Source organism: Streptoverticillium olivoreticuli subsp. olivoreticuli (assembly GCF_003391135.1).
In the GTDB taxonomy this organism is placed as follows: Bacteria; Actinomycetota; Actinomycetes; order Streptomycetales; family Streptomycetaceae; genus Streptomyces; species Streptomyces blastmyceticus.
The window spans coordinates 8,039,944-8,058,566 of record NZ_CP031455.1 but is presented as its reverse complement, the minus strand read 5'-3'; the positions used below and the strand labels follow the sequence as shown (position 1 = coordinate 8,058,566).

At 73.6% G+C, this 18,623-nt stretch carries 18 protein-coding genes; 11 read left to right on the top strand and 7 right to left on the bottom strand.

Annotated features, from left to right (window positions below; translation table 11 throughout):
* Window positions 1–13 precede the first annotated feature (13 nt).
* The 4 genes from DXZ73_RS34985 to DXZ73_RS34970 all read left to right on the top strand — a co-directional run bounded on the left by DXZ73_RS34985 (window position 14) and on the right by DXZ73_RS34970 (window position 3,397).
* A complete protein-coding gene (locus DXZ73_RS34985; protein WP_116216085.1) occupies window positions 14–862 on the top strand; it encodes a CoA transferase subunit A in 849 nt (282 codons plus the stop codon).
* Window positions 859–1,611 (top strand): CoA-transferase subunit beta, encoded by a 753-nt coding sequence (locus DXZ73_RS34980; protein ID WP_116214946.1) that lies wholly within the window; start codon window positions 859–861, stop codon window positions 1,609–1,611. Before DXZ73_RS34985 ends, DXZ73_RS34980 begins: the two co-directional genes overlap by 4 nt.
* Complete coding sequence (locus tag DXZ73_RS34975; RefSeq protein ID WP_116214945.1) at window positions 1,608–2,657, top strand: NAD(P)H-dependent flavin oxidoreductase; 1,050 nt, start codon at window positions 1,608–1,610, stop codon at window positions 2,655–2,657. The genes DXZ73_RS34980 and DXZ73_RS34975 overlap by 4 nt, the downstream gene beginning before the upstream one ends.
* 140 nt (window positions 2,658–2,797) lie before the next feature.
* Window positions 2,798–3,397 (top strand): hypothetical protein, encoded by a 600-nt coding sequence (locus DXZ73_RS34970; RefSeq protein WP_116214944.1) that lies wholly within the window; start codon window positions 2,798–2,800, stop codon window positions 3,395–3,397.
* A 119-nt stretch (window positions 3,398–3,516) separates the two neighbouring features.
* Here DXZ73_RS34970 and DXZ73_RS34965 read toward each other — a convergent pair whose 3' ends face one another.
* From DXZ73_RS34965 to DXZ73_RS34950, 4 genes are all read right to left on the bottom strand, one after another.
* Window positions 3,517–4,275, bottom strand: coding sequence for an SDR family NAD(P)-dependent oxidoreductase (locus tag DXZ73_RS34965; RefSeq protein WP_116214943.1), 759 nt, complete (start codon window positions 4,273–4,275; stop codon window positions 3,517–3,519).
* A 191-nt stretch (window positions 4,276–4,466) separates the two neighbouring features.
* Window positions 4,467–5,624, bottom strand: coding sequence for an acetyl-CoA C-acetyltransferase (locus DXZ73_RS34960; protein WP_116214942.1), 1,158 nt, complete (start codon window positions 5,622–5,624; stop codon window positions 4,467–4,469).
* A gap of 24 nt (window positions 5,625–5,648) precedes the next feature.
* The gene (locus tag DXZ73_RS34955; RefSeq protein WP_425315891.1) at window positions 5,649–6,281 is read right to left on the bottom strand and encodes a TetR/AcrR family transcriptional regulator; all 633 of its coding nucleotides are present in this window, start codon (window positions 6,279–6,281) and stop codon (window positions 5,649–5,651) included.
* A complete protein-coding gene (locus DXZ73_RS34950; protein WP_116214941.1) occupies window positions 6,278–7,108 on the bottom strand; it encodes an SDR family oxidoreductase in 831 nt (276 codons plus the stop codon). Before DXZ73_RS34950 ends, DXZ73_RS34955 begins: the two co-directional genes overlap by 4 nt.
* Before the next feature lie 44 nt (window positions 7,109–7,152).
* Between DXZ73_RS34950 and DXZ73_RS34945 the strand changes: the two genes are divergently transcribed.
* The 7 genes from DXZ73_RS34945 (at window position 7,153) to DXZ73_RS34915 (ending at window position 15,823) form a co-directional block, all read left to right on the top strand.
* Entirely contained in the window at window positions 7,153–8,001 is an 849-nt protein-coding gene (locus DXZ73_RS34945) for an enoyl-CoA hydratase (protein ID WP_425315890.1), read from the top strand.
* The gene (locus tag DXZ73_RS34940; protein ID WP_116214939.1) at window positions 8,001–9,155 is read left to right on the top strand and encodes an acyl-CoA dehydrogenase family protein; all 1,155 of its coding nucleotides are present in this window, start codon (window positions 8,001–8,003) and stop codon (window positions 9,153–9,155) included. The genes DXZ73_RS34945 and DXZ73_RS34940 overlap by 1 nt, the downstream gene beginning before the upstream one ends.
* 61 nt (window positions 9,156–9,216) lie before the next feature.
* Window positions 9,217–10,230, top strand: a complete 1,014-nt coding sequence (locus DXZ73_RS34935; RefSeq protein ID WP_116214938.1) for an acyl-CoA dehydrogenase family protein — start codon at window positions 9,217–9,219, stop codon at window positions 10,228–10,230.
* 21 nt (window positions 10,231–10,251) lie between these two features.
* Entirely contained in the window at window positions 10,252–11,871 is a 1,620-nt protein-coding gene (locus DXZ73_RS34930) for an FUSC family protein (protein WP_116214937.1), read from the top strand.
* A gap of 84 nt (window positions 11,872–11,955) precedes the next feature.
* The gene (locus DXZ73_RS34925; RefSeq protein ID WP_116214936.1) at window positions 11,956–12,462 is read left to right on the top strand and encodes a MarR family winged helix-turn-helix transcriptional regulator; all 507 of its coding nucleotides are present in this window, start codon (window positions 11,956–11,958) and stop codon (window positions 12,460–12,462) included.
* A gap of 152 nt (window positions 12,463–12,614) precedes the next feature.
* Entirely contained in the window at window positions 12,615–14,879 is a 2,265-nt protein-coding gene (locus DXZ73_RS34920; RefSeq protein WP_116214935.1) for a heavy metal translocating P-type ATPase, read from the top strand.
* Window positions 14,880–15,070: 191 nt separating this feature from the next.
* Window positions 15,071–15,823, top strand: coding sequence for a polysaccharide deacetylase family protein (locus DXZ73_RS34915; RefSeq protein ID WP_116214934.1), 753 nt, complete (start codon window positions 15,071–15,073; stop codon window positions 15,821–15,823).
* A gap of 6 nt (window positions 15,824–15,829) precedes the next feature.
* Here the strand turns inward: DXZ73_RS34915 and DXZ73_RS34910 are convergent, their stop codons facing one another.
* The 3 genes from DXZ73_RS34910 to DXZ73_RS34900 are packed head-to-tail and all read right to left on the bottom strand — an operon-like array spanning window position 15,830 to window position 18,596.
* Complete coding sequence (locus DXZ73_RS34910) at window positions 15,830–16,402, bottom strand: hypothetical protein (protein ID WP_116214933.1); 573 nt, start codon at window positions 16,400–16,402, stop codon at window positions 15,830–15,832.
* Window positions 16,399–17,901: an ATP-binding protein gene (locus DXZ73_RS34905; RefSeq protein WP_205519294.1), complete on the bottom strand. Its 1,503-nt coding sequence runs from the start codon at window positions 17,899–17,901 to the stop codon at window positions 16,399–16,401. Before DXZ73_RS34905 ends, DXZ73_RS34910 begins: the two co-directional genes overlap by 4 nt.
* Window positions 17,898–18,596, bottom strand: coding sequence for a response regulator transcription factor (locus DXZ73_RS34900; protein WP_116214932.1), 699 nt, complete (start codon window positions 18,594–18,596; stop codon window positions 17,898–17,900). Before DXZ73_RS34900 ends, DXZ73_RS34905 begins: the two co-directional genes overlap by 4 nt.
* Window positions 18,597–18,623: the final 27 nt, after the last annotated feature.

Sequence of the window (18,623 nt, the reverse complement as noted above, 5' to 3'; positions counted from 1 at the left end):
CTCCGACAAGAGGATGACCGCGGACGAGGCCGCCTCCCGGCTGGAGAGCGGGATGACGCTCGGCATCGGCGGCTGGGGCTCGCGGCGCAAGCCGATGGCCCTCGTACGGGCCCTGTTGCGGTCGGACGTCCACGGCCTCACCGTCGTGTCCTGCGGCGGCCCGGACGTGGGCCTGCTCGCGGCGGCAGGGCGGATCCGCAGGCTCGTCGCGCCCTTCGCCACGCTGGACTCCATCCCCCTCGAACCGCATTTCCGGGCCGCCCGGCAGCGAGGGGCGTTCGAGCTGACGGAACTGGACGAGGCGATGTTCATGTGGGGGCTGACGGCGGCCGCGCACCGGCTGCCGTTCCTGCCCGTGCGGGCGGGCCTGGGCTCGGACGTGATGGTGGTCAACCCGGGGCTGCGGACGGTGACTTCGCCGTACGAGGACGGCGAGGAGTTCGTCGCGGTGCCCGCGCTGACGCTGGATGCCGCGCTGGTGCACCTCAACCGGGCCGACGCGCGGGGCAACGCCCAGTACCTGGGGCCCGACCCGTACTTCGACGACCTCTTCTGCGAGGCGGCGCGGGAGGCATACGTATCCTGCGAACGCGTCGTCGACAGCGCGGAGTTCGCCGCCGCCGGCGGGCCGCAGACCCTATTGGTGCAGCGGACGTGCGTCAACGGCGTCGTCGAGGCGCCGGGCGGCGCGCACTTCACGTCCTGCGTGCCCGACTACGACCGGGACGAGGCCTTCCAGGCCGTGTACGCCGAGGCGGCCGCCGACCCGGTGGCGTGGCGGGAGTTCACGGGCCGCTTCCTGTCCGGGGACGAGGCCGCCTACCGCGCGGCCGTCGCCGCCTTCAAGGGGGCGGCGGCATGACGGCGACCAGGGCCGAGGTGTGCGTCGTGGCGTGCGCGGAGGCGTGGCGCGGCGACGGTGAGATCCTGGCGAGCCCGATGGGGGTGGTGCCGACGATCGGCGCGCGGCTGGCACGGCTGACGTTCTCGCCGGATCTGCTGCTGACGGACGGCGAGGCGATGCTGATCGCCGACGTGCCGGCGCTGGGCGAGCCCGCCACGGCCGTCGAGGGGTGGCTGCCGTTCCGCCGCCACCTCGCGCTGGTCACGGGCGGCAGACGGCATGTAATGATGGGCGCGAGCCAGCTCGACCGGCACGGCAACCAGAACATCTCGTGCGTCGGCGACTGGCGGCGGCCCGCCCGGCAGCTCCTCGGCGTGCGCGGGGCGCCCGCCAACACCCTGAACCATCCGACCAGTTACTGGATCCCGCGGCACTCCCCCCGGGTGCTGGTCGAGAAGGTCGACATGGTCTGCGGCGTCGGCTACGACCGGGCGGCCGCCGCCGGCCCGTCCGCCACGCGCTTCCACCGCATCCCCCGCGTCGTCACCGACCTGGCCGTGCTCGACTTCGAGACGCCGGACCGCACGATGCGGGTGCGCTCCCTGCACCCCGGCGTCACCGCCGAGGAGCTGCGGGCGGCGACGGGCTTCCGGCTGGACGTCCCGGACCACGCGCCCCGCACCCGCGCCCCCACGGCCGAGGAGCTGCGCCTGATCCGTGACGTCCTCGACCCGCGTGCCCTGCGAGGGGAGGAGGTGCGGACGTGAGGACGGCGCTCACCGAGCTGACGGGCGTGCGGCACCCGCTCGTCCAGACCGGGATGGGCTGGGTGGCGGGCCCCCGGCTGGTGTCGGCGTCCGCAAACGCGGGGGCGCTGGGCATCCTCGCCTCCGCGACCATGACGCTCGATCAGCTCAGGGGCGCGGTCCGGGAGGTGCGCTCGCGCACGGACCGCCCCTTCGGGGTCAATCTCCGCGCGGACGCCGGGGACGCGGCCGAGCGGGTGTCCGTGGTCATCGAGGAGGGGGTGCGGGTCGCCTCCTTCGCCCTCGCGCCCTCGCGGGAGCTGATCGCCCGCCTCAAGGACGCCGGTGTCGTCGTCATCCCGTCGGTGGGCGCGCGGCGGCACGCCGAGAAGGTCGCGGCGTGGGGCGCGGACGCGGTCGTCGTGCAGGGCGGCGAGGGCGGCGGCCATACCGGCCAGGTGGCGACGACGGTGCTGCTGCCCCAGGTCGTGGACGCGGTCGGCATCCCGGTGGTGGCAGCCGGCGGCTTCCACGACGGGCGGGGGCTGGCGGCGGCGCTGGCCTTCGGGGCGGCGGGGGTCGCCATGGGCACGCGCTTCCTGCTCACCTCCGACAGCACGGTCCCGGCGGCGGTGAAGGCCGCGTACCTCGCGGCCTCCGTCGCGGACGTCACGGTGACCACGAAGGTCGACGGGCTCCCCCACCGGATGCTGCGCACACCCTTCGTCACGGCGCTCGAACGCTCGGGGCGCGCCGCCGCGCTCGTCCGGGCCCTGCGGCACGCGTCCGCGTTCCGGGAGGTGTCGGGCCTGGGCCCGCTGCGGATGCTGCGCGAGGGGCTGGCCATGCGGCACGGCAGGGAACTGACATGGAGTCAGGTCTTGTTGGCGGCGAACACCCCGATGCTGCTGAAGGCCGCGATGGTGGACGGGCGTACGGATCTGGGGGTGATGACGTCGGGGCAGGTCGCCGGGGTCATCGACGACCTGCCGTCGTGCGCGGAGCTGGTGGACCGGGTGATGCGGGAGGCGTCGGAGACGCTTTTGGCGTTGGCGGCGCTGCGGTGAGCGCCGGGGGTCCGGCGCACGCCCCGGTTTCGGGAAGGGGCGAGGCAGGTTCCCCGAGCCGCAGAAGCGTGCCAGGGGTGATCAAGATGCGCAAGGGGAATGAATCAGGGCGTCACCGTCCATAGCGACAGGATTACGTCATGGGCAGGTCATTCACCGGGGAAGAATTCCATCGGGCGCTCGCATCCGACTCCCTCACTCCCACCGCACCCCTGATCGGCATGGTCAAGGCCGCTGACGAGCCGGATGTCATCCGGTTCGCCCCTGGTACGGCCTGCAGGAACTGGACCGCGATTCCGGTCACGCTCATCGAACGCGTCGAAACAATCGGCCAGGTCCCGTGCGACGACCATGTGCACCACCTGGTCCGGCTGCAGCTCAAGGATCCCGGTACGCCGGAGGCCGCTGCTTTGGGGGGCCTGCTGCGGGCCGTCCTGGAGCTGCGGGGGTCCGGGCAGCCCGCGCCGCAGGAGCGGACGGGACGGCCTGCGGCCGGGCGGTGGATGCCTCGGCAGGGTGCTCACCGCTCCGTACGCTCCGTGGCGGCCGGGTGTCCGCCTCCGCCCGGGCCGTGTGTGGACGGCGACACGTGCTGCAGCCCGACCACCGGTTGCTGGGGCTGCTGCGGTGGCGTGTGGGACTCGGCTGCGGCGCACGGAATGCCCGATTGCGAGTACGGCATGAGGTTCCAGTGCGGCGAGACGGTCTATGACGCCGTCAACTGCTGGCCCATCGGCTGACGGGGTCGGCGGAACATGGAGCCGATACGCCGCAGGGGATCACGGAAGGTCACCAGCAGGCTGGGCTCCACAGGGACCTGGCAACAGTTGAATACGCGAGCCCACCAGTGGACCGGCGGTCAGCGGGTTGTGAATCCACCGTCGATCGCGAGGGCTGCGCCGGTGATGAACGAGGCGTCGTCGCTCAGCAGGAACGCCACGAACGGGGCGATCTCCTCGGGCCGGGCGATGCGGTTCACCGGGTGCATTGCCGAGATCTGCGCGACGGCCTCGTCGCTGGTCAGCATCGAGGTGCGGGCCAGCGGCGTGTCGACGCCGCCGGTGGTGATGGCGTTGACACGCACGCCCTGTTCGGCCACTTCGAGCGCGGTGGCCCGGGTCAGGCCCACGACCGCGTGCTTGGCGGCGACGTACGGGGCGATGCCGGGCAGCGCGACGACCCCCATGTTGGAGGCATTGTTGACGATCGCCCCGCGGGTCTTGAGCACCTCCGGTATCTGGTGCTTGAGGCAGTTGAAGACGCTGGTGACGTTCTGTGCGATCTCGGCGTTCCAGGCGGCGCCGTCGATACTGGACACCGGGCCGGAGGCATTGACGGAGCCGGCGTTGTTGAACGCCCCGTCCAGGCGGCCGAATTCGGAGAGCGCCGCCGTGACCAGCGCGGCGGCGTCGGCCTCGACGGAGACATCGGCGGGAACGAAGAGCGCCCGGCCACCCGTGGCCCGGATGCTCTCGGCAGCCCCTTCACCGATGTCCTTGCGACGGGCGCCGATGACGACGGCGGCGCCTTCCGACGCGAGTCGCCGCGCGACGGCGAGGCCGATGCCGGAGGAGCCGCCGGTGACGACGAAGACCTTGGAGTCCAGACGGGAAGACATGGAGAGACCTTTCGGGGAGAGGTGGTACCAGTGAGGTCGGCTGGGCCCGGAGCACGACCACCTCCGTCAGACTGCGGTACGACGGCAGCGGAGTCCGGCGGGTATCGGACCTCACGTTGCGCCCGGTCCCCCCCGGAAGCAAGTGAATACGCGAGCTCACCAGTACCAAGCCCGGAAAAGGGCCCCGGTGGTCACAGGCGTTCGATGATCGTCACATTCGCCTGGCCTCCGCCTTCGCACATCGTCTGCAGGCCGAACCGGCCGCCGGTGCGCTCCAGTTCGTGCAGCAACGTCGTCAGCAGCTTCGCCCCGGTCGCTCCCAGCGGATGACCCAGCGCGATCGCGCCCCCGTTGACATTGACCCGGTCCGGGTCCGCACCCGTCTCGCGGAGCCAGGCCAGGACCACGGAGGCGAACGCCTCGTTGATCTCCACGAGGTCGATAGCGTCGATCGTCAGCCCGGTCCGCTTCAGCGCGCGGTCGGTGGCCGGGATGGGCGCGGACAGCATCCGGATGGGGTCCTCGGCCCGTACGGAGAGGTGGTGGACGCGGGCCCGCGGGGTCAGGCCGTGGTCGCGCACGGCGCGCTCGCTCGCGATCAGGACGGCGGCCGCCCCGTCCGAGATCTGCGAGGAGAGCGCGGCGGTGAGCGTCCCCCCGGTCAGCACGGGCGGCAGCGCGGCCATCCTCGCGAGGGAGGTGTCGCGGCGGGGGCCCTCGTCCGCGGTGACCTGTCCCCAGGGGACGAGTTCGCGGTCGAAGCGCCCCTCGTCGGCGGCCCGCACGGCCCGCCGGTGCGAGCGCAGCGCGAATTCCTCCATGGCCGCACGGGTGATGCCCCACTCCTCGGCGATCGTCTCGGCGCCGTGGAACTGGCTGACGGGCCGGTCGCCGTAGCGGGCCCGCCAGCCGTCGGAACCGGCGTACGGGCCGACGGCGAGCCCCAGCGGTTCGGCGGCGCGCCGGGCGGCGTAGGCGATGGGGATCTGCGACATGTTCTGCACGCCGCCCGCGACGACGAGGTCCTGGGTGCCGGAGAGCACGGCCTGGGCGGCGAAGTGGACGGCCTGCTGCCCTGAGCCGCACTGCCGGTCGACGGTGACGCCCGGCACCTCCTCGGGGAGGCCCGCGGCCAGCCAGCTCGTGCGGGCGATGTCGCCGGCCTGCGGTCCGACCGCGTCGAGGCAGCCGAGGACGACGTCGTCGACGGCGGCCGGGTCCACGCCCGTACGGTCCATCAGGGCCCGCAGCACATGGGCGCCGAGGTCGGCGGGGTGGGCGGCGGAGAGCCCGCCGCCCCGCCGGCCGACGGGGGTGCGTACCGCTTCGACGACATAGGCCTCGGCCATGGCTGCTGCTCCTCCAAAGGTCCGTCAGTCCCGGACGGCGATGCCGTCCAGGACCATCGACAGGTACTGGCGGGCGATCTCCTCGGGCGTGTGCGCTCCGCCCGGCCGGTACCAGGACGCGGCGACCCACACGGTGTCGCGCACGAAGCGGTAGGTGAGCCGGGTGTCGAGGTCGGCGCGGAACACCCGCTCGGCGACGCCGCGTCGCAGGGTGCCGAGCCACGCCTTCTCGAATCTGCGCTGCGAGTCGGCGAGATAGGCGAAGCGGGGGCGGCCGACGAGGTGGCGGGATTCCCTCTGGTAGATGGCGACGGCGGGGCGGTGCCGGTCGATCTCGCGGAAGGACTCGGTGACCAGGGCCTCCAGCGTCTCGCGGGGGCCGAGGCCGGAGGCGAGCACGGTGTCGTAGCCCGCCCACAGCTCGTCCAGGAAGGTGGAGAGGATCTCGTCCAGCATCGACTCCTTGGAGTCGAAGTGGTAGTAGAGGCTGCCCGCGAGCAGCCCCGCCTCGTCGGCGATCCTGCGGACGGTGGTGGCGTTGTAGCCGTGGGCGGCGAACACCTCGGCAGCGGTGGCGAGGAGTTCGCGGCGACGCTCGGGGGCGGCGGGGTTCTCGGTGGTCTGCTTGCTGTTGGGCACGGGGTCATTCTCGGTCACGCGCGCTGGCTGCTGACCGAGACCGTCTCCCCTGTCATGTACGAGGAGTAGCCGCTGGCGAGGAAGACGATGACGTTGGCGACCTCCCAGGGCTCGGCGGGGCGCCCGAAGGGCTCGCGCGCGGTCAGCTCGGCGAGCAGCTCGGGGGTGGTGACCCTGGCGAGGTGGGGGTGCATGGCGAGGCTCGGCGCGACCGCGTTGACGCGGATGCCGTGGGCCGCGGCCTCGACGGCGGCGCAGCGGGTGAGGGCCATGACGCCCGCCTTGGCGGCGGCGTAGTGGGCCTGGCCGCGCTGGGCGCGCCAGCCGACGACGGAGGCGTTGTTGACGACGACGCCGCCGGTGCCCGCGGCGCGCATGCGGCGGAGGGCGGCGCGGGTGCAGCGGAAGGTGCCGTTCAGTGAGGTGTCGATGACCCGGTCCCACTGTTCGTCGGTCATCTCCACCAGATCGGCGGTGCCGCCGAGACCGGCGTTGTTGACGACGATGTCGAGCGTGCCGTGCCGCTCCTCCGCGAGGTCGAAGAGGGCGGCGACCTGGGTCTCGTCGGTGACGTCGCAGGGCAGTCCGGCGACCTGCCGGGCGCCGAAGCCGTCGCAGAGCGCCGCGACGGTCGCCCGGAGCCGGCGGGCGTGGGCGTCGCCGATGACGACGCGGGCGCCCTCTTCGAGGAACCGTCGCGCGGTGGCCCCGCCAATGCCGGTGCCGGCGGCGGCGGTGATGACGGCGGTGCGGCCCGTCAGCAGTTCGTGGCCGGGGGGATACGGCGGTGGTACGGGCCGGGAGGCGGTGCGGGACTCCGTGCGGGACTCCTCGACGCTGCTCATGGCCGTACGTTAACCTACCAAACACTTGTTAGGGAAGGATGGGCATGTCCACTGACCCGACAGTGCGTTACGAGCGGAAGGGCCCGGTCGCGACGGTCACGATGAACCGGCCGAGGTACCGCAACGCGCAGAATTCCGCGATGACTTACGCCCTCGACGACGCCTTCCAGCGAGCCGCGGGGGACGACGGGATCGGGGTCGTCGTCCTCGCCGGGGCGGGCGAGCACTTCTCCGCGGGCCATGACATCGGCACCCCGGAGCGCGACGCCCATCTCCCGCACGCGCGCCGGGCGGGCCTGTGGTGGGACCACTGCGGCAAGGCGGGCGCGGACAGCCGCTTCGCGCGCGAGTCCGAGGTCTATCTCGGCATGTGCCGGCGGTGGCGCGAGCTGCCCAAGCCCGTGATCGCGTCCGTCCAGGGCGCCTGTGTGGCGGGCGGGTTGATGCTGGCGTGGATCTGCGACCTGATCGTGGCGAGCGACGACGCCTTCTTCGCCGACCCGGTCGTGCGCATGGGCGTCCCCGGCGTCGAGTACTTCGCCCATCCGTGGGTCATGCCACCGCGCGTCGCCAAGGAGTTCCTCTACACGGGCGACCGGATGAGCGCCCGGCGCGCGTACGAGATCGGCATGGTCAACCGTGTGGTGCCGCGCGCCGGACTCGCCCTCGCCACACACGAACTGGCCCTGCGCATCGCCGCGATGCCGCGCATGGGCCTCGCCCTCGCCAAGCGCGCCGTCAACCAGGCCGAGGACCTCCAGGGGCTGCACAGCGGCCTCGACGCGGCCTTCGCCCTCCACCACCTCGCGCACGCCCACAACGCGGAGACCGGCAACGGTCCGCTCGGCGGCATGGACATCAAGGCCATGAAGGCGAAGGAGCGCGGCGCCTGATGGACCTGGACCTGACGGCCGAGGAGGAGGCGTTCCGCGCGGAGGCCCGCGCGTGGCTGGCCGCGCACGTGCCGCGCACCCCCCTGCGCTCGCTGGAGACGCGGGAGGGGTTCGCCGAACACCGCGCGTGGGAGCGGACCCTGGCCGCGGACCGCTGGTCGGTGGTCTCCTGGCCCGCGGCGTACGGCGGCCGGGACCGCTCGCTGCTGGAGTGGCTGCTCTTCGAGGAGGAGTACCACGCGGCGGGCGCGCCCGGCCGGGTGACCCAGAACGGCATCGCCCTGCTCGCCCCCACGCTCTTCGCCCACGGCACACAGGAGCAGCGCGCCCGGGTGCTGCCGCCGATGGCGAGCGGCGAGACGGTCTGGGCGCAGGCGTGGTCCGAGCCGGAGGCGGGCTCGGACCTCGCGGCGCTGCGGTCGGTCGCGGTGCGCGAGCGGGGCGGCTGGCTGCTGCGCGGCCAGAAGACCTGGTCCTCGCGCGCGGCCTTCGCCGACCGGGCCTTCGGGCTGTTCCGCAGCCACGCGGACCCGGACCGGCCGCCGCACCACGGGCTGACGTACGTGATGTTCCCGCTGGACGCGGACGGGGTGACGGTACGGCCCATCGGCCGTCTCGACGGCAGACCGGCCTTCGCCGAGCTCTTCCTCGACGACGTGTTCGTGCCGGACGCCGACGTGATCGGCGAACCGGGCCGGGGCTGGGGCGTCGCCATGAGCACCGCGGGCAACGAACGCGGGCTGACCCTGCGCAGCCCCGGCCGTTTCCTCGCCACCGCCCGGCGGCTGGTCGCCCTGTGGCGCGAGACCGCGGACCCCGGCGACACGGCGCTGCGGGACCGGGTGGCGGACGCGGTGATCAAGGCGCGGGCGTACCAGCTGTTCACCTACACCCATGCGGAGCGGCTGGCCGCCGGGGGCTCACTGGGGGCGGAGTCCAGCCTCAACAAGATCTTCTGGTCCGAGCTGGACCTCGCGCTGCACGAGACGGCGCTCGATCTGCTGGGCCCGGAAGGCGAGTCGGCGGCGGGCGAGTGGGCGGAGGGATACGTCTTCGCGCTGGCGGGACCGATCTACGCGGGGACGAACGAGATCCAGCGGGACGTGGTGGCGGAGCGCCTGCTGGGGCTGCCGCGCGGCCGGCGCCGGCCGTGACCGCGCACAGGACTCCGGGTGCGCGAACACCGTCGCCCCGTCCGGCGGGAGGACACAGCGCGTGAAGCTTTCGCTCGACACCTCGCAGCTCGACTTCCAGCGCTCCCTCGCGCGCATGCTCGGCGCGGCCGACACCCCGTCGGCCGTCCGGGCGTGGGCCCGGGGCGAGCACGGGCCCGGGCTGGCCGTGTGGGAGCGGGCGGCGGCCATGGACGTCTTCGCGCTGGCCACGCCGGAGGCGTACGGCGGCGCGGGGCCGCTGCCCGTGGAACTCGCCGTGGCCTTCGTCGAGTTGGGGCGGCACGCGGCGCCCGGCCCCTTCGTCGAGACGGTCGCGGCGGCCGCGCTCCTCTCCCGCCTGGCCGAGCGCGGCGCGGCCGCCCCCGCGGCGGCCTGGCTCCCCCGCGTCCGCACCGGCGGGGCGCGGGTCACCCTGACACTGCCGGGCGGCGGTCCGTACGCCCTGGACGCGGACGTGTGCGACGCGGTCTTCGCGGTGGCGCCGGGCACGGACACCCTGCGGCTGGCCGCCGGGCACGGCCCCGTACGGCCGTCGCTCGATCCCGCGCGGCGGCTTGCCCGGCCGTGCGACCTCGGCGAGCCGCTGGCCGCGGGCCCCGCGGTGCGGGAGGCGGCTGCGTACGCGGCGGACCACGCGGCGTTCGCGGTCGCCGCGCAGGCGCTGGGGGTGGGGTGCGCCTTGCTGGAGCGCACGGTGGCGTACGTCCGGCAGCGCACCCAGTTCGGCTCGCCGGTCGGCGCGTTCCAGGCGGTCAAGCACCGGCTGGCGGACACGCTGATGGGCCTGGAGTTCGCCAGGCCGCTGGTGTTCGGCGCCGCGGTCGCGCTCGCGGCGGGGGCGCCGGGCGCCCCGGCCGAGGTCGCCGCGGCGAAGGCCGCCGCCTGCGACGCGGCGTACGCGGCGGCCCGCACCGCGCTCCAGCTGCACGGGGCGATCGGCTACACGGCGGAGTACGACCTGTCGCTGTGGCTCGGGAAGGCGCGCGCCCTGCGGTCCGCGTGGGGCAGCCCGGCGCAGTGCAGGGCCCGCGCGATGGAATTATTTTCTGAGTAAAACACTTGCTAACCTTTTTGCATGCCCGAACAGACCACCCGACGCCTTCCCCTGCGCGGCACGATCCGGCTGAACCGCGCCGGGGACATCTGGCACAAGCCCGCGTTCAGCGCGGTCGCCGCGATCGCGGCCCCCGACGGCGTCCTGCTCGCCACCGACCGCCTCGACCTCGCGCTCTACACCTCGGCCGGGGCGCTCTGCGCCCTCTACGGCCACGCCAGGCCGTACGCGGCGCGCGGCCGCGCGCTCGCCGGGGTGGTGCTCGGCATGGCGGCGGGGGTGGGCGTCGCACTGACCGCCGCGTCCCTGACGGGTTCCGTCGCACTGCTGGTCGTGGTCGCGGCGCTGCTCGCGGCGGCGCAGAAGACGCTGTGCGACGCGTTCCGGACCGGCCCGCCGGGCAGCATCGTCCTCACCTTCGTCACCTCCACCGCGTGCTTCGTGCCGCAGCGGACAGGCGAGGTGCCCTTCCATGTCGGGCTCGTCCTGGCCTGCGGCGCGCTCGCGTGGCTGATCTGCATGGCTCCCCGGCTCGTGCGGCCGTACGGCCCGGAGCGCATCGCCACCGCCCGCGCACTGGAGGCCGCGGCCCGGCTGCTGCGCGCGGACACGGCGGCCGCCCCGCGCGCCCGGCACACCGCGGTCGCCCTGGCGAACGCGGCGCGCGCCGAACTCCGCCGCGCGCCGTCGCGGCGCCGGGACGACGGTGTGCTCGCGGGGCTGGAACTCCTGCTCGTACGGGCCGAGTCGGCGACCGCGGACCGTCCCGGATCCACCGCGGGGGCGGAGCTGTACGACGCCTGGGCACGCGACCTCCGCAAGGGGCGTGCGCTGCCGGGCGAGGCCACCGGCGGGGGTGTCACGCCCGGTGAGCGGCCGTCCGGCGGGCCCACCGCGCTCGACCGGCTGCGGCCCGGTTCCCCGCTGCTGCCCCTCGGGGCGCGGGTCCTGGCCGGGTGCGTGCTGGCGGGCTGGGCGTCGGTGGCTCTGGGGATCGGCCATCCGTACTGGGCCGTGGTGACCGCCGCTTCCGTCTTCCAGGCGAATTCCGCGCTGTCCTGGCAGCGGGCCGTGCAGCGCGTGCTCGGCAACCTCCTGGGGCTGCTGCTGTTCACCGCGCTGCTGCCCGTCGCCCGGACCGGGCCCCTCGCGATGGTGGCGCTGTCGGTCGCCCTCCAGTTCGGCGCCGAGGCACTCATCACCCGCAACTACTGGCTCGCGACCGTCTGCGTCACCCCGATGTCGCTGCTGCTCGGTGAATTCACGGGCAGTCACCCGGTTCGCCCGCTCGTCGGCGACCGCTGGGCCGATACGCTCGTCGGCGCGGCGGTCGCGCTGCTCGCCTGCGCACTGGTCACCGACCGGCGCCGGGCGGACCGCGTCGACGCCGCGGTGGGCCGGGTCGTCGAGGCGCGGGCCACGGCTCTGACCCTGCTGGACGCCCCGCACTCCGCCCACGAAGCGGGCCGGGCCCGCGACCGGCTCGCGACCGCGCTCGTGGAACTGCGGGAGACGGCGGACGCGGCGGCCGGCGAGTGGCGGCGACGCACCCTGCCGCAAGGGCACGTGGAGCGCGCCGAGCGCGACGGCCACCAGGCCCTGGCCGCGCTCGTCCGGCGCCTCGCCCCGGCCGCCGCGTAGCCGGGGACCGAAGGCCTGGTCAGCGGACGACCGCCCCGGGACGGCAGAATCTGTCGGGAGCACCCAGCCGAAAGGATCCCCACCGTGACCGAGGACGTCGTCGCGCGCGTGCTGCGCCAGTGGCAGCAGGTCCACCCCGGACTCGACACCGCGCCGATGGCCGTGATCGGCCGGCTCAACCGCTGCGCGGCGCTGTTGCAGCAGGCGACCGACGCGCCGCTGGTGCGGGAGGGACTGACGCGCGCGGAGTTCGACATCCTCGGCACGCTGCGGCGCACCGGCCGGGAGCTGTCTCCGGGGCAGATCGCCCGGGAGACCTTCGCCTCCGGGGCGGCGGTCACCAAGCGGCTCCGGGTCCTGGAGGCGCGCGGCCTCGTGGCCCGCCGCGCCGACGAGCGCGACCGGCGCGTGGCCCACCTCTCCCTCACCGAGGCGGGCACCGCCCTCATCGACCGCCTGGTGCCCCGTCAGCTCGACTACGAGAGCACCCTGCTGGACGGGCTCGGCGACGACCACCGCGACCGGCTCGCGGACACGCTGGCCGACCTGCTCGTCCTGCTGGAGGGGCGGCTGGGCGGCCTCCAGCCGTAAGGCGTACGACACCCGGACACACCTGAGGCGGATACCCCCTGTCGGTATCCGCCTCAGGTGCGTCCACCCCTTGCCCCGCCATACACCCAGGGGGTATACATATCTCTGCCAGATACCCCCAGGGGGTATCACCCTCAGCCCCAGGAGCACCAATGACCACCACGGCCACCCAGGTCGAACTCACCATCGGCGGCATGACCTGCGCCTCGTGCGCCGCACGCGTCGAGAAGAAGCTCAACCGCATGGACGGCGTGGAGGCCACCGTCAACTACGCCACCGAGAAGGCCAGGGTCACCTACCGCGAGGACCTCACCGTCGCCGACCTCGTCGCCACCGTGGAGGCCACGGGCTACACCGCCGCGGTGCCCCGGCCCGTACGGAACACCGGTCCCGCTCCCGACGCGGACGGCACCGCCGACGAGGCCGACGACGGAGGCGGTGAGCTGCGCACACTGCGGCAGCGGCTCCTGACCTCCGTGGTCCTCGCGGTGCCCGTGGTGGTCCTGGCGATGGTGCCGGCCTGGCAGTTCACGTACTGGCAGTGGCTGTCCCTGACGCTGACCGCCCCCGTCGTCACCTACGCGGCCTGGCCCTTCCACCGCGCCGCCTGGACCAACGCCCGGCACGGCGCGGCGACCATGGACACGCTGATCTCGGTGGGGACGTCGGCCGCGTTCCTGTGGTCGCTGTGGGCGCTGTTCCTCGGCGACGCGGGCATGCCTGGCATGACGCACTCCTTCGAGCTGACCATCGCGCGGAGCGACGGCGCGGAGAACATCTATCTCGAAGCGGCCGCCGGGGTGACGGCGTTCATCCTGGCCGGGCGCTACTTCGAGGCCCGCTCCAAGCGCAGGGCGGGGGCCGCGCTCAAGGCCCTGCTGGAGCTGGGCGCCAAGGAGGTGACCGTGCTGCGCGGCGGCCGCGAGGAGCTGATCCGCACCGAGGACCTCGCGGTCGGCGACCGCTTCGTCGTCCGGCCCGGCGAGAAGATCGCCACGGACGGCACCGTCGTCGAGGGCACGTCCGCGGTGGACGCCTCGATGCTCACCGGTGAGTCCGTCCCGGTCGAGGTCGGGGTGGGCGACGGCGTCACCGGTGCGACGCTCAACGCGGGCGGGCGGCTCGTCGTGGCCGCGACCCGGGTCGGCGCGGACACCCAGCTGGCCCGGATGGCCGAGCTGGTCGCGGACGCGCAGAACGGCAAGGCGGCCGCGCAGCGGCTCGCCGACCGGATCTCCGCGGTGTTCGTGCCCGTGGTCATCGCCCTCGCGCTCGGCACGCTGGCCTTCTGGCTGATCAGCGGTGCGGGCCTGACGGCCGCGTTCACGGCCGCGGTGGCCGTGCTGATCATCGCCTGCCCGTGCGCCCTCGGCCTCGCGACGCCGACCGCGCTCATGGTGGGCACGGGCCGGGGCGCGCAGCTCGGCATCCTCATCAAGGGGCCCGAGGTGCTGGAGAGCACCCGCAAGGTCGACACGATCGTGCTGGACAAGACCGGTACGGTCACCACCGGCCGGATGACGCTGCTGAAGGTGCACACCGCCCGGGGCACGGCGGAGGCCGATGTGCTGCGGCTCGCGGGCGCGTTGGAGCACGCCTCCGAGCACCCGGTGGCGCGGGCGATCGCCGCGGGCGCCGCCGAGCGCGTCGGCGCGCTGTCCGTACCGGAGGACTTCGCCAACGTGCCCGGACTGGGCGTGCAGGGCGTGGTCGAGGGCCACGCGGTGCTCGTCGGCCGCCAGAAGCTGCTCGACGCCTGGGCGATGCCGCTGCCCTCGGACCTCGCCCGGGCCAAGGAGGAGGCCGAGGCCGCGGGGCGCACGGCCGTCGCGGTGGCCTGGGACGGCGAGGCCCGGGCGGTGCTGGAGGTCGCCGACGCGGTGAAGGCCACGAGCGCGGAGGCCATATGCAGGCTGCGCGCGCTGGGGCTGACGCCGATCCTGCTGACCGGCGACAACCGGGCCGTGGCCGAGGCGGTGGCCGCCGAGGTCGGCATCGACGAGGTGATCGCCGAGGTGCTGCCGCAGGACAAGGTCGACGTCGTCAAGCGCCTGCAGGGCGAGGGCCGTTCGGTCGCGATGGTCGGCGACGGGGTCAACGACGCCGCCGCCCTGGCCCAGGCCGATCTGGGACTCGCGATGGGCACCGGCACGGACGCGGCGATCGAGGCGGGCGACCTCACGCTCGTCCGGGGCGACCTGCGGGTCGCGGCGGACGCGATCCGGCTGGCCCGGCGGACGCTCGCGACCATCAAGGGCAACCTGTTCTGGGCGTTCGGCTACAACGTGGCGGCGCTGCCGCTGGCCGCGGCGGGGCTGCTCAACCCGATGATCGCGGGGGCGGCGATGGCCTTCTCGTCGGTGTTCGTGGTCGGCAACAGCCTGCGGCTGCGGGGGTTCCGGGCCGGGGGCCAGTGATCGACCGCCCTCGGGAGCCGGACGGGTCCACCGACCCGCCCGGCTCCTGACGTGGCGTCGAGGGGCCCGCCGACGACGGGAGATGAGCCCCGTGTCCCCGCTCCATGATGAATCCGTAACAGGCGCACCCTCGCCCCGGCCCGCTCCCTCTTGTGTGGTGACAGAGACCGCGGACAGGGAGGGCAAGAGCCATGGCGCTGCCGAAGAAGCACAAGATCCGGATCGCGGCCACGGCGGCGGTCTTCACGATAGCCGCCGGCACCATCGCCGCGGCCGTCGATCACGGCGGGAGCGGCGGGAGCAGCGCCCCGGTGACGGACCGTCCCGCGCCGGGGAAGGGCGTGAGCGACGAGATCGTGCGGATCTCGGAGGACCCGGGCAAGACCGTCAACCTCACCTTCGACGACGGCCCGGACCCCACGTGGACCCCCAAGGTCCTCTCCCTGCTCGAGCAGTACGGCGCCAAGGCGACCTTCTGCATGATCGGCCCGAACGCCGAGAAGCACCCGGACCTGGTGAAGAAGGTCGTCGCGGCGGGGCACCGGCTGTGCGACCACTCGATCTCGCACGACACCCGCATGGACAAGAAGCCGGTGGCGTACCAGGAGAAGGAGATCCTGGACGCGAAGAAGCTCATCGAGGACGCGTCGGGCGGCGAGCCGGTGCGCTACTACCGGGCGCCGGGCGGGGCGTTCACCCCCGACAGCCGGAGGATCGCCGCCGAGAACGGCATGCGCCCGCTCGGCTGGAACGTGGACACCAAGGACTTCGAGCACCCCGGCGTCGACAAGATCCTCGACACGGCCGAGCGGGAGCTGAGCAAGGGCCCGACCGTGCTGATGCACGACGGCGGCGGCTCGCGCGCCCAGACTGTCGAGGCGCTCGCCCGGCTGCTGCCCTGGCTCAAGCAGCAGGGCTACACCTTCAGCTTCCCCAAGATCTGACGGCCGTCAGGGGGCGGACACCGCCGCCTTGGTGGGGACCTGGGCCGCGGGGAAGGCGTTGTTGTTGTCGCAGACCAGGTCCGAGATGACGTAACTGCCGCCGCTGAGCTCCACCTTCACGTCCTGGATCGCCCGCCCCCGGGGCACCTCGGCGTTCGCCGCCGTGCACACGAGCTGGCTGCGTGCCACGAGGGACAGCTTCAGCACGTTGTACGGCAGTTGGATGCCCACCCGCATGGTGCCGGTGGTGACGTGGACCTCGCCGTTCAGCTTCGGCAGGTCGGAGTACATCCCGCGTTCCTTCTCCGGCTGGTTCGTCCCCTTCAGGAGCAGGGCGATCGCGTCCTCCGCGCCGACCTTGTCCCCGGCCTCACGGGACGAGGACGCGATGCCGGTCGGCGTCATGAAGTAGAGCCGGACCTCATAGGTGTTGGTGATCCCCTGCTTCCTGGCACCCGTGGCGGGCTGGCCCGCGTCGATGGCGTCGGTGGTGGTGACGCCGCAGCCCGCGAGCGTGGTGAGCAGCAGCGCCGCGGCAACGGCGGCGTGGGGCTTCCTGGCGGTGCCCGACAGCCTCATGCCTCCTCACCCCCGCCGCGCCGCAGGGGCAGTTCCACGGTGAACACCGCTCCTCCTCCGGGTGCGTTGGCGGCCCGTACCGTCCCGTCGTGCAGGCGGACGTTCTCCAGGGTGATGGCGAGGCCCAGGCCGCTGCCCTCGGAGCGGGCGCGGGCGGAGTCCGCCTTGAAGAACCGGTCGAAGACGTGCGGCAGGACCTCGGGGTCGATGCCCGCGCCCCGGTCCGCGATCTCGATCAGCAGCCGCTCGCCGGTGTCCCGGCTCTCGGCCCGGACCGCGACGCTCACCGGTTCCCCGCCGTGCTTGAGCGCGTTGCCGACGAGGTTGGCGACCACGACGTCGATGCGCCGCGGGTCCAGCCGGGCCCGTACGCCCTCCGGCAGGTCGGCGGTCACCTTCTCCTGCCAGCCGCGGGCCTGGAGGGTCTTGCGCACGGTCTCCGAGACGTCGACCTCGTCCAGGTGGAGGGCGGCGGCCCCCGCGTCGAAGCGGGAGATCTCCATGAGGTCCTCGACCATGCGGGCGAGCTTCCCGGTCTCCTCGCTGATGAGCCGGACTGCGTAGGCGGTGTCGGGGTCGAGCGAGGCGGCGTCCTCGTCGAGGACGTCGACGACGGCGGTCATGGCGGCCAGCGGGGTGCGCAGCTCGTGCGAGACGTCGGCGGCGAAGCGCCGGGAGTTGGCCTCCATGCGGCGCAGTTCGGCGACGTTCTCCTCCAGCGCCTCGGCCATGTCGTTGAAGGTGCGGGAGAGGTCGGCGAGCTCGTCGCGGCCGGTCACCCGCAGCCGGGTGTCGAGCTCGCCCGCGGCGATCTTCCGGGAGGCGCGGCGCAGTTCGCGCACGGGCCGCAGCACCCCGCGCGCGGCGATCAGGGCGGGCACGGCGGCCAGCGCGACCGCGGGCAGGGCGCCGCTCTGCGCGGCCTTGACCAGGGCCTGCACATTGGCCTCGTCCTCGCGGAGCGCCATCTGCGCGTAGACCTCCAGGCCGGAGTCCTGGCCGTTGTCCTTGAAGGTGACGGGCAGGCCGATGGAGAGCCAGGGGTTGCCGCCGATGTCCATCCGCTGGAAGGCCGGGATGCCGGAGCGGACCTTCTGCTGCAGGCCCTGCGGGATGATCCGGTCGGTGTCCGCCGCGGGCACCATCGCCCCGCCCTGGTAGCGGAGGTGGATGATCCAGTGCTGCGCGCCGCCGGCCGCGGTGAGCCGGCGGCTGAGGTCCTCCTGCGCCTGGGCGGTCAGCGGGAAGGTGTAGTCGGGCACCTGCGAGTTCACCTGCGAGCGCAGGGAGTCGATGGCGGTGTCCTGGGTGTGCTTGAGGATCGCGGTGCGGGCCGAGCGGAAGGTCAGCGCCGCCGTGGTGAGCGCGCTGAGGGCCGCGACCAGCAGGAACGCCACGACCAGACGGGCCCGCAGCCCGCCCGCGACACCGCGCAGGGTGGGACGGCGGAACTCCGGGCGGCGGAATCCGGGGAAGCGCGGAAGGAGCCGGCGGCTCACAGGGGCCCGAACCGGTAACCGAAACCGCGCACGGTCTGGATGTACTTCGGCGACCTCGTGGACTCCTCGACCTTGGTCCGCAGGCGCATCACACAGGCGTCGACCAGCCGCGCGTCACCGTGGTAGCTGTGCTCCCACACGTGCTCCAGCAGCTGCTGGCGGCTGAAGACCCGGCCGGGCGTCGACGACAGGTAGAGCAGCAGCTTCAGCTCGGAGGGGGCCAGCGGCAGGTCCTGGCCGTGCTTGGCGACGAGCAGGCCCGCGCGGTCGATGGTGAGGTCGCCGTGCGTCTCGACCGGCTGGGTCACGGCCGGGTCGGGGCCGCCGTCGCCGGGCGCGGCGCGGCGCAGCACGGCCCGGATCCGGGCCTCGAGGACCTCGCCGCGGGCGGGCTTGACGATGTAGTCGTCGGCGCCCGCCTCCAGGCCGAGGACGACGTCTATGTCGTCGCCGCGCGCGGTGAGCATGATGATCGGGATCTGCCGGGTGGCGCGGATCCGGCGGCACACCTCGAAGCCGCTCTTGTCGGGCAGCATCAGATCGAGCAGGACGAGGTCCGGCCGGAAGGTCTCCATGGCCGCGATACCGGCCTCGCCGGTGGCGGCGCCCTCGACCTCGTGGCCGCGGCGGCGCAGGGTGAGGGTGACACCTTCCCGTACGGCCCGGTCGTCCTCGATCAGAAGCACGCGTGACATGCGGCCAGTATCCGTCCCATCAGCACA

Bases quoted from the DNA above. Each gene is read 5' to 3' on its own strand.
- DXZ73_RS34985 (WP_116216085.1), top strand. From the start codon at position 14: ATGACCGCGGACGAGGCCGCCTCCCGGCTGGAGAGCGGGATGACGCTC.
- DXZ73_RS34980 (WP_116214946.1), top strand. From the start codon at position 859: ATGACGGCGACCAGGGCCGAGGTGTGCGTCGTGGCGTGCGCGGAGGCG.
- DXZ73_RS34970 (WP_116214944.1), top strand. From the start codon at position 2,798: ATGGGCAGGTCATTCACCGGGGAAGAATTCCATCGGGCGCTCGCATCC.
- DXZ73_RS34965 (WP_116214943.1), bottom strand. From the start codon at position 4,275: ATGTCTTCCCGTCTGGACTCCAAGGTCTTCGTCGTCACCGGCGGCTCC.
- DXZ73_RS34960 (WP_116214942.1), bottom strand. From the start codon at position 5,624: ATGGCCGAGGCCTATGTCGTCGAAGCGGTACGCACCCCCGTCGGCCGG.
- DXZ73_RS34950 (WP_116214941.1), bottom strand. From the start codon at position 7,108: ATGAGCAGCGTCGAGGAGTCCCGCACGGAGTCCCGCACCGCCTCCCGG.
- DXZ73_RS34945 (WP_425315890.1), top strand. From the start codon at position 7,153: ATGTCCACTGACCCGACAGTGCGTTACGAGCGGAAGGGCCCGGTCGCG.
- DXZ73_RS34940 (WP_116214939.1), top strand. From the start codon at position 8,001: ATGGACCTGGACCTGACGGCCGAGGAGGAGGCGTTCCGCGCGGAGGCC.
- DXZ73_RS34930 (WP_116214937.1), top strand. From the start codon at position 10,252: ATGCCCGAACAGACCACCCGACGCCTTCCCCTGCGCGGCACGATCCGG.
- DXZ73_RS34920 (WP_116214935.1), top strand. From the start codon at position 12,615: ATGACCACCACGGCCACCCAGGTCGAACTCACCATCGGCGGCATGACC.
- DXZ73_RS34915 (WP_116214934.1), top strand. From the start codon at position 15,071: ATGGCGCTGCCGAAGAAGCACAAGATCCGGATCGCGGCCACGGCGGCG.
- DXZ73_RS34910 (WP_116214933.1), bottom strand. From the start codon at position 16,402: ATGAGGCTGTCGGGCACCGCCAGGAAGCCCCACGCCGCCGTTGCCGCG.
- DXZ73_RS34900 (WP_116214932.1), bottom strand. From the start codon at position 18,596: ATGTCACGCGTGCTTCTGATCGAGGACGACCGGGCCGTACGGGAAGGT.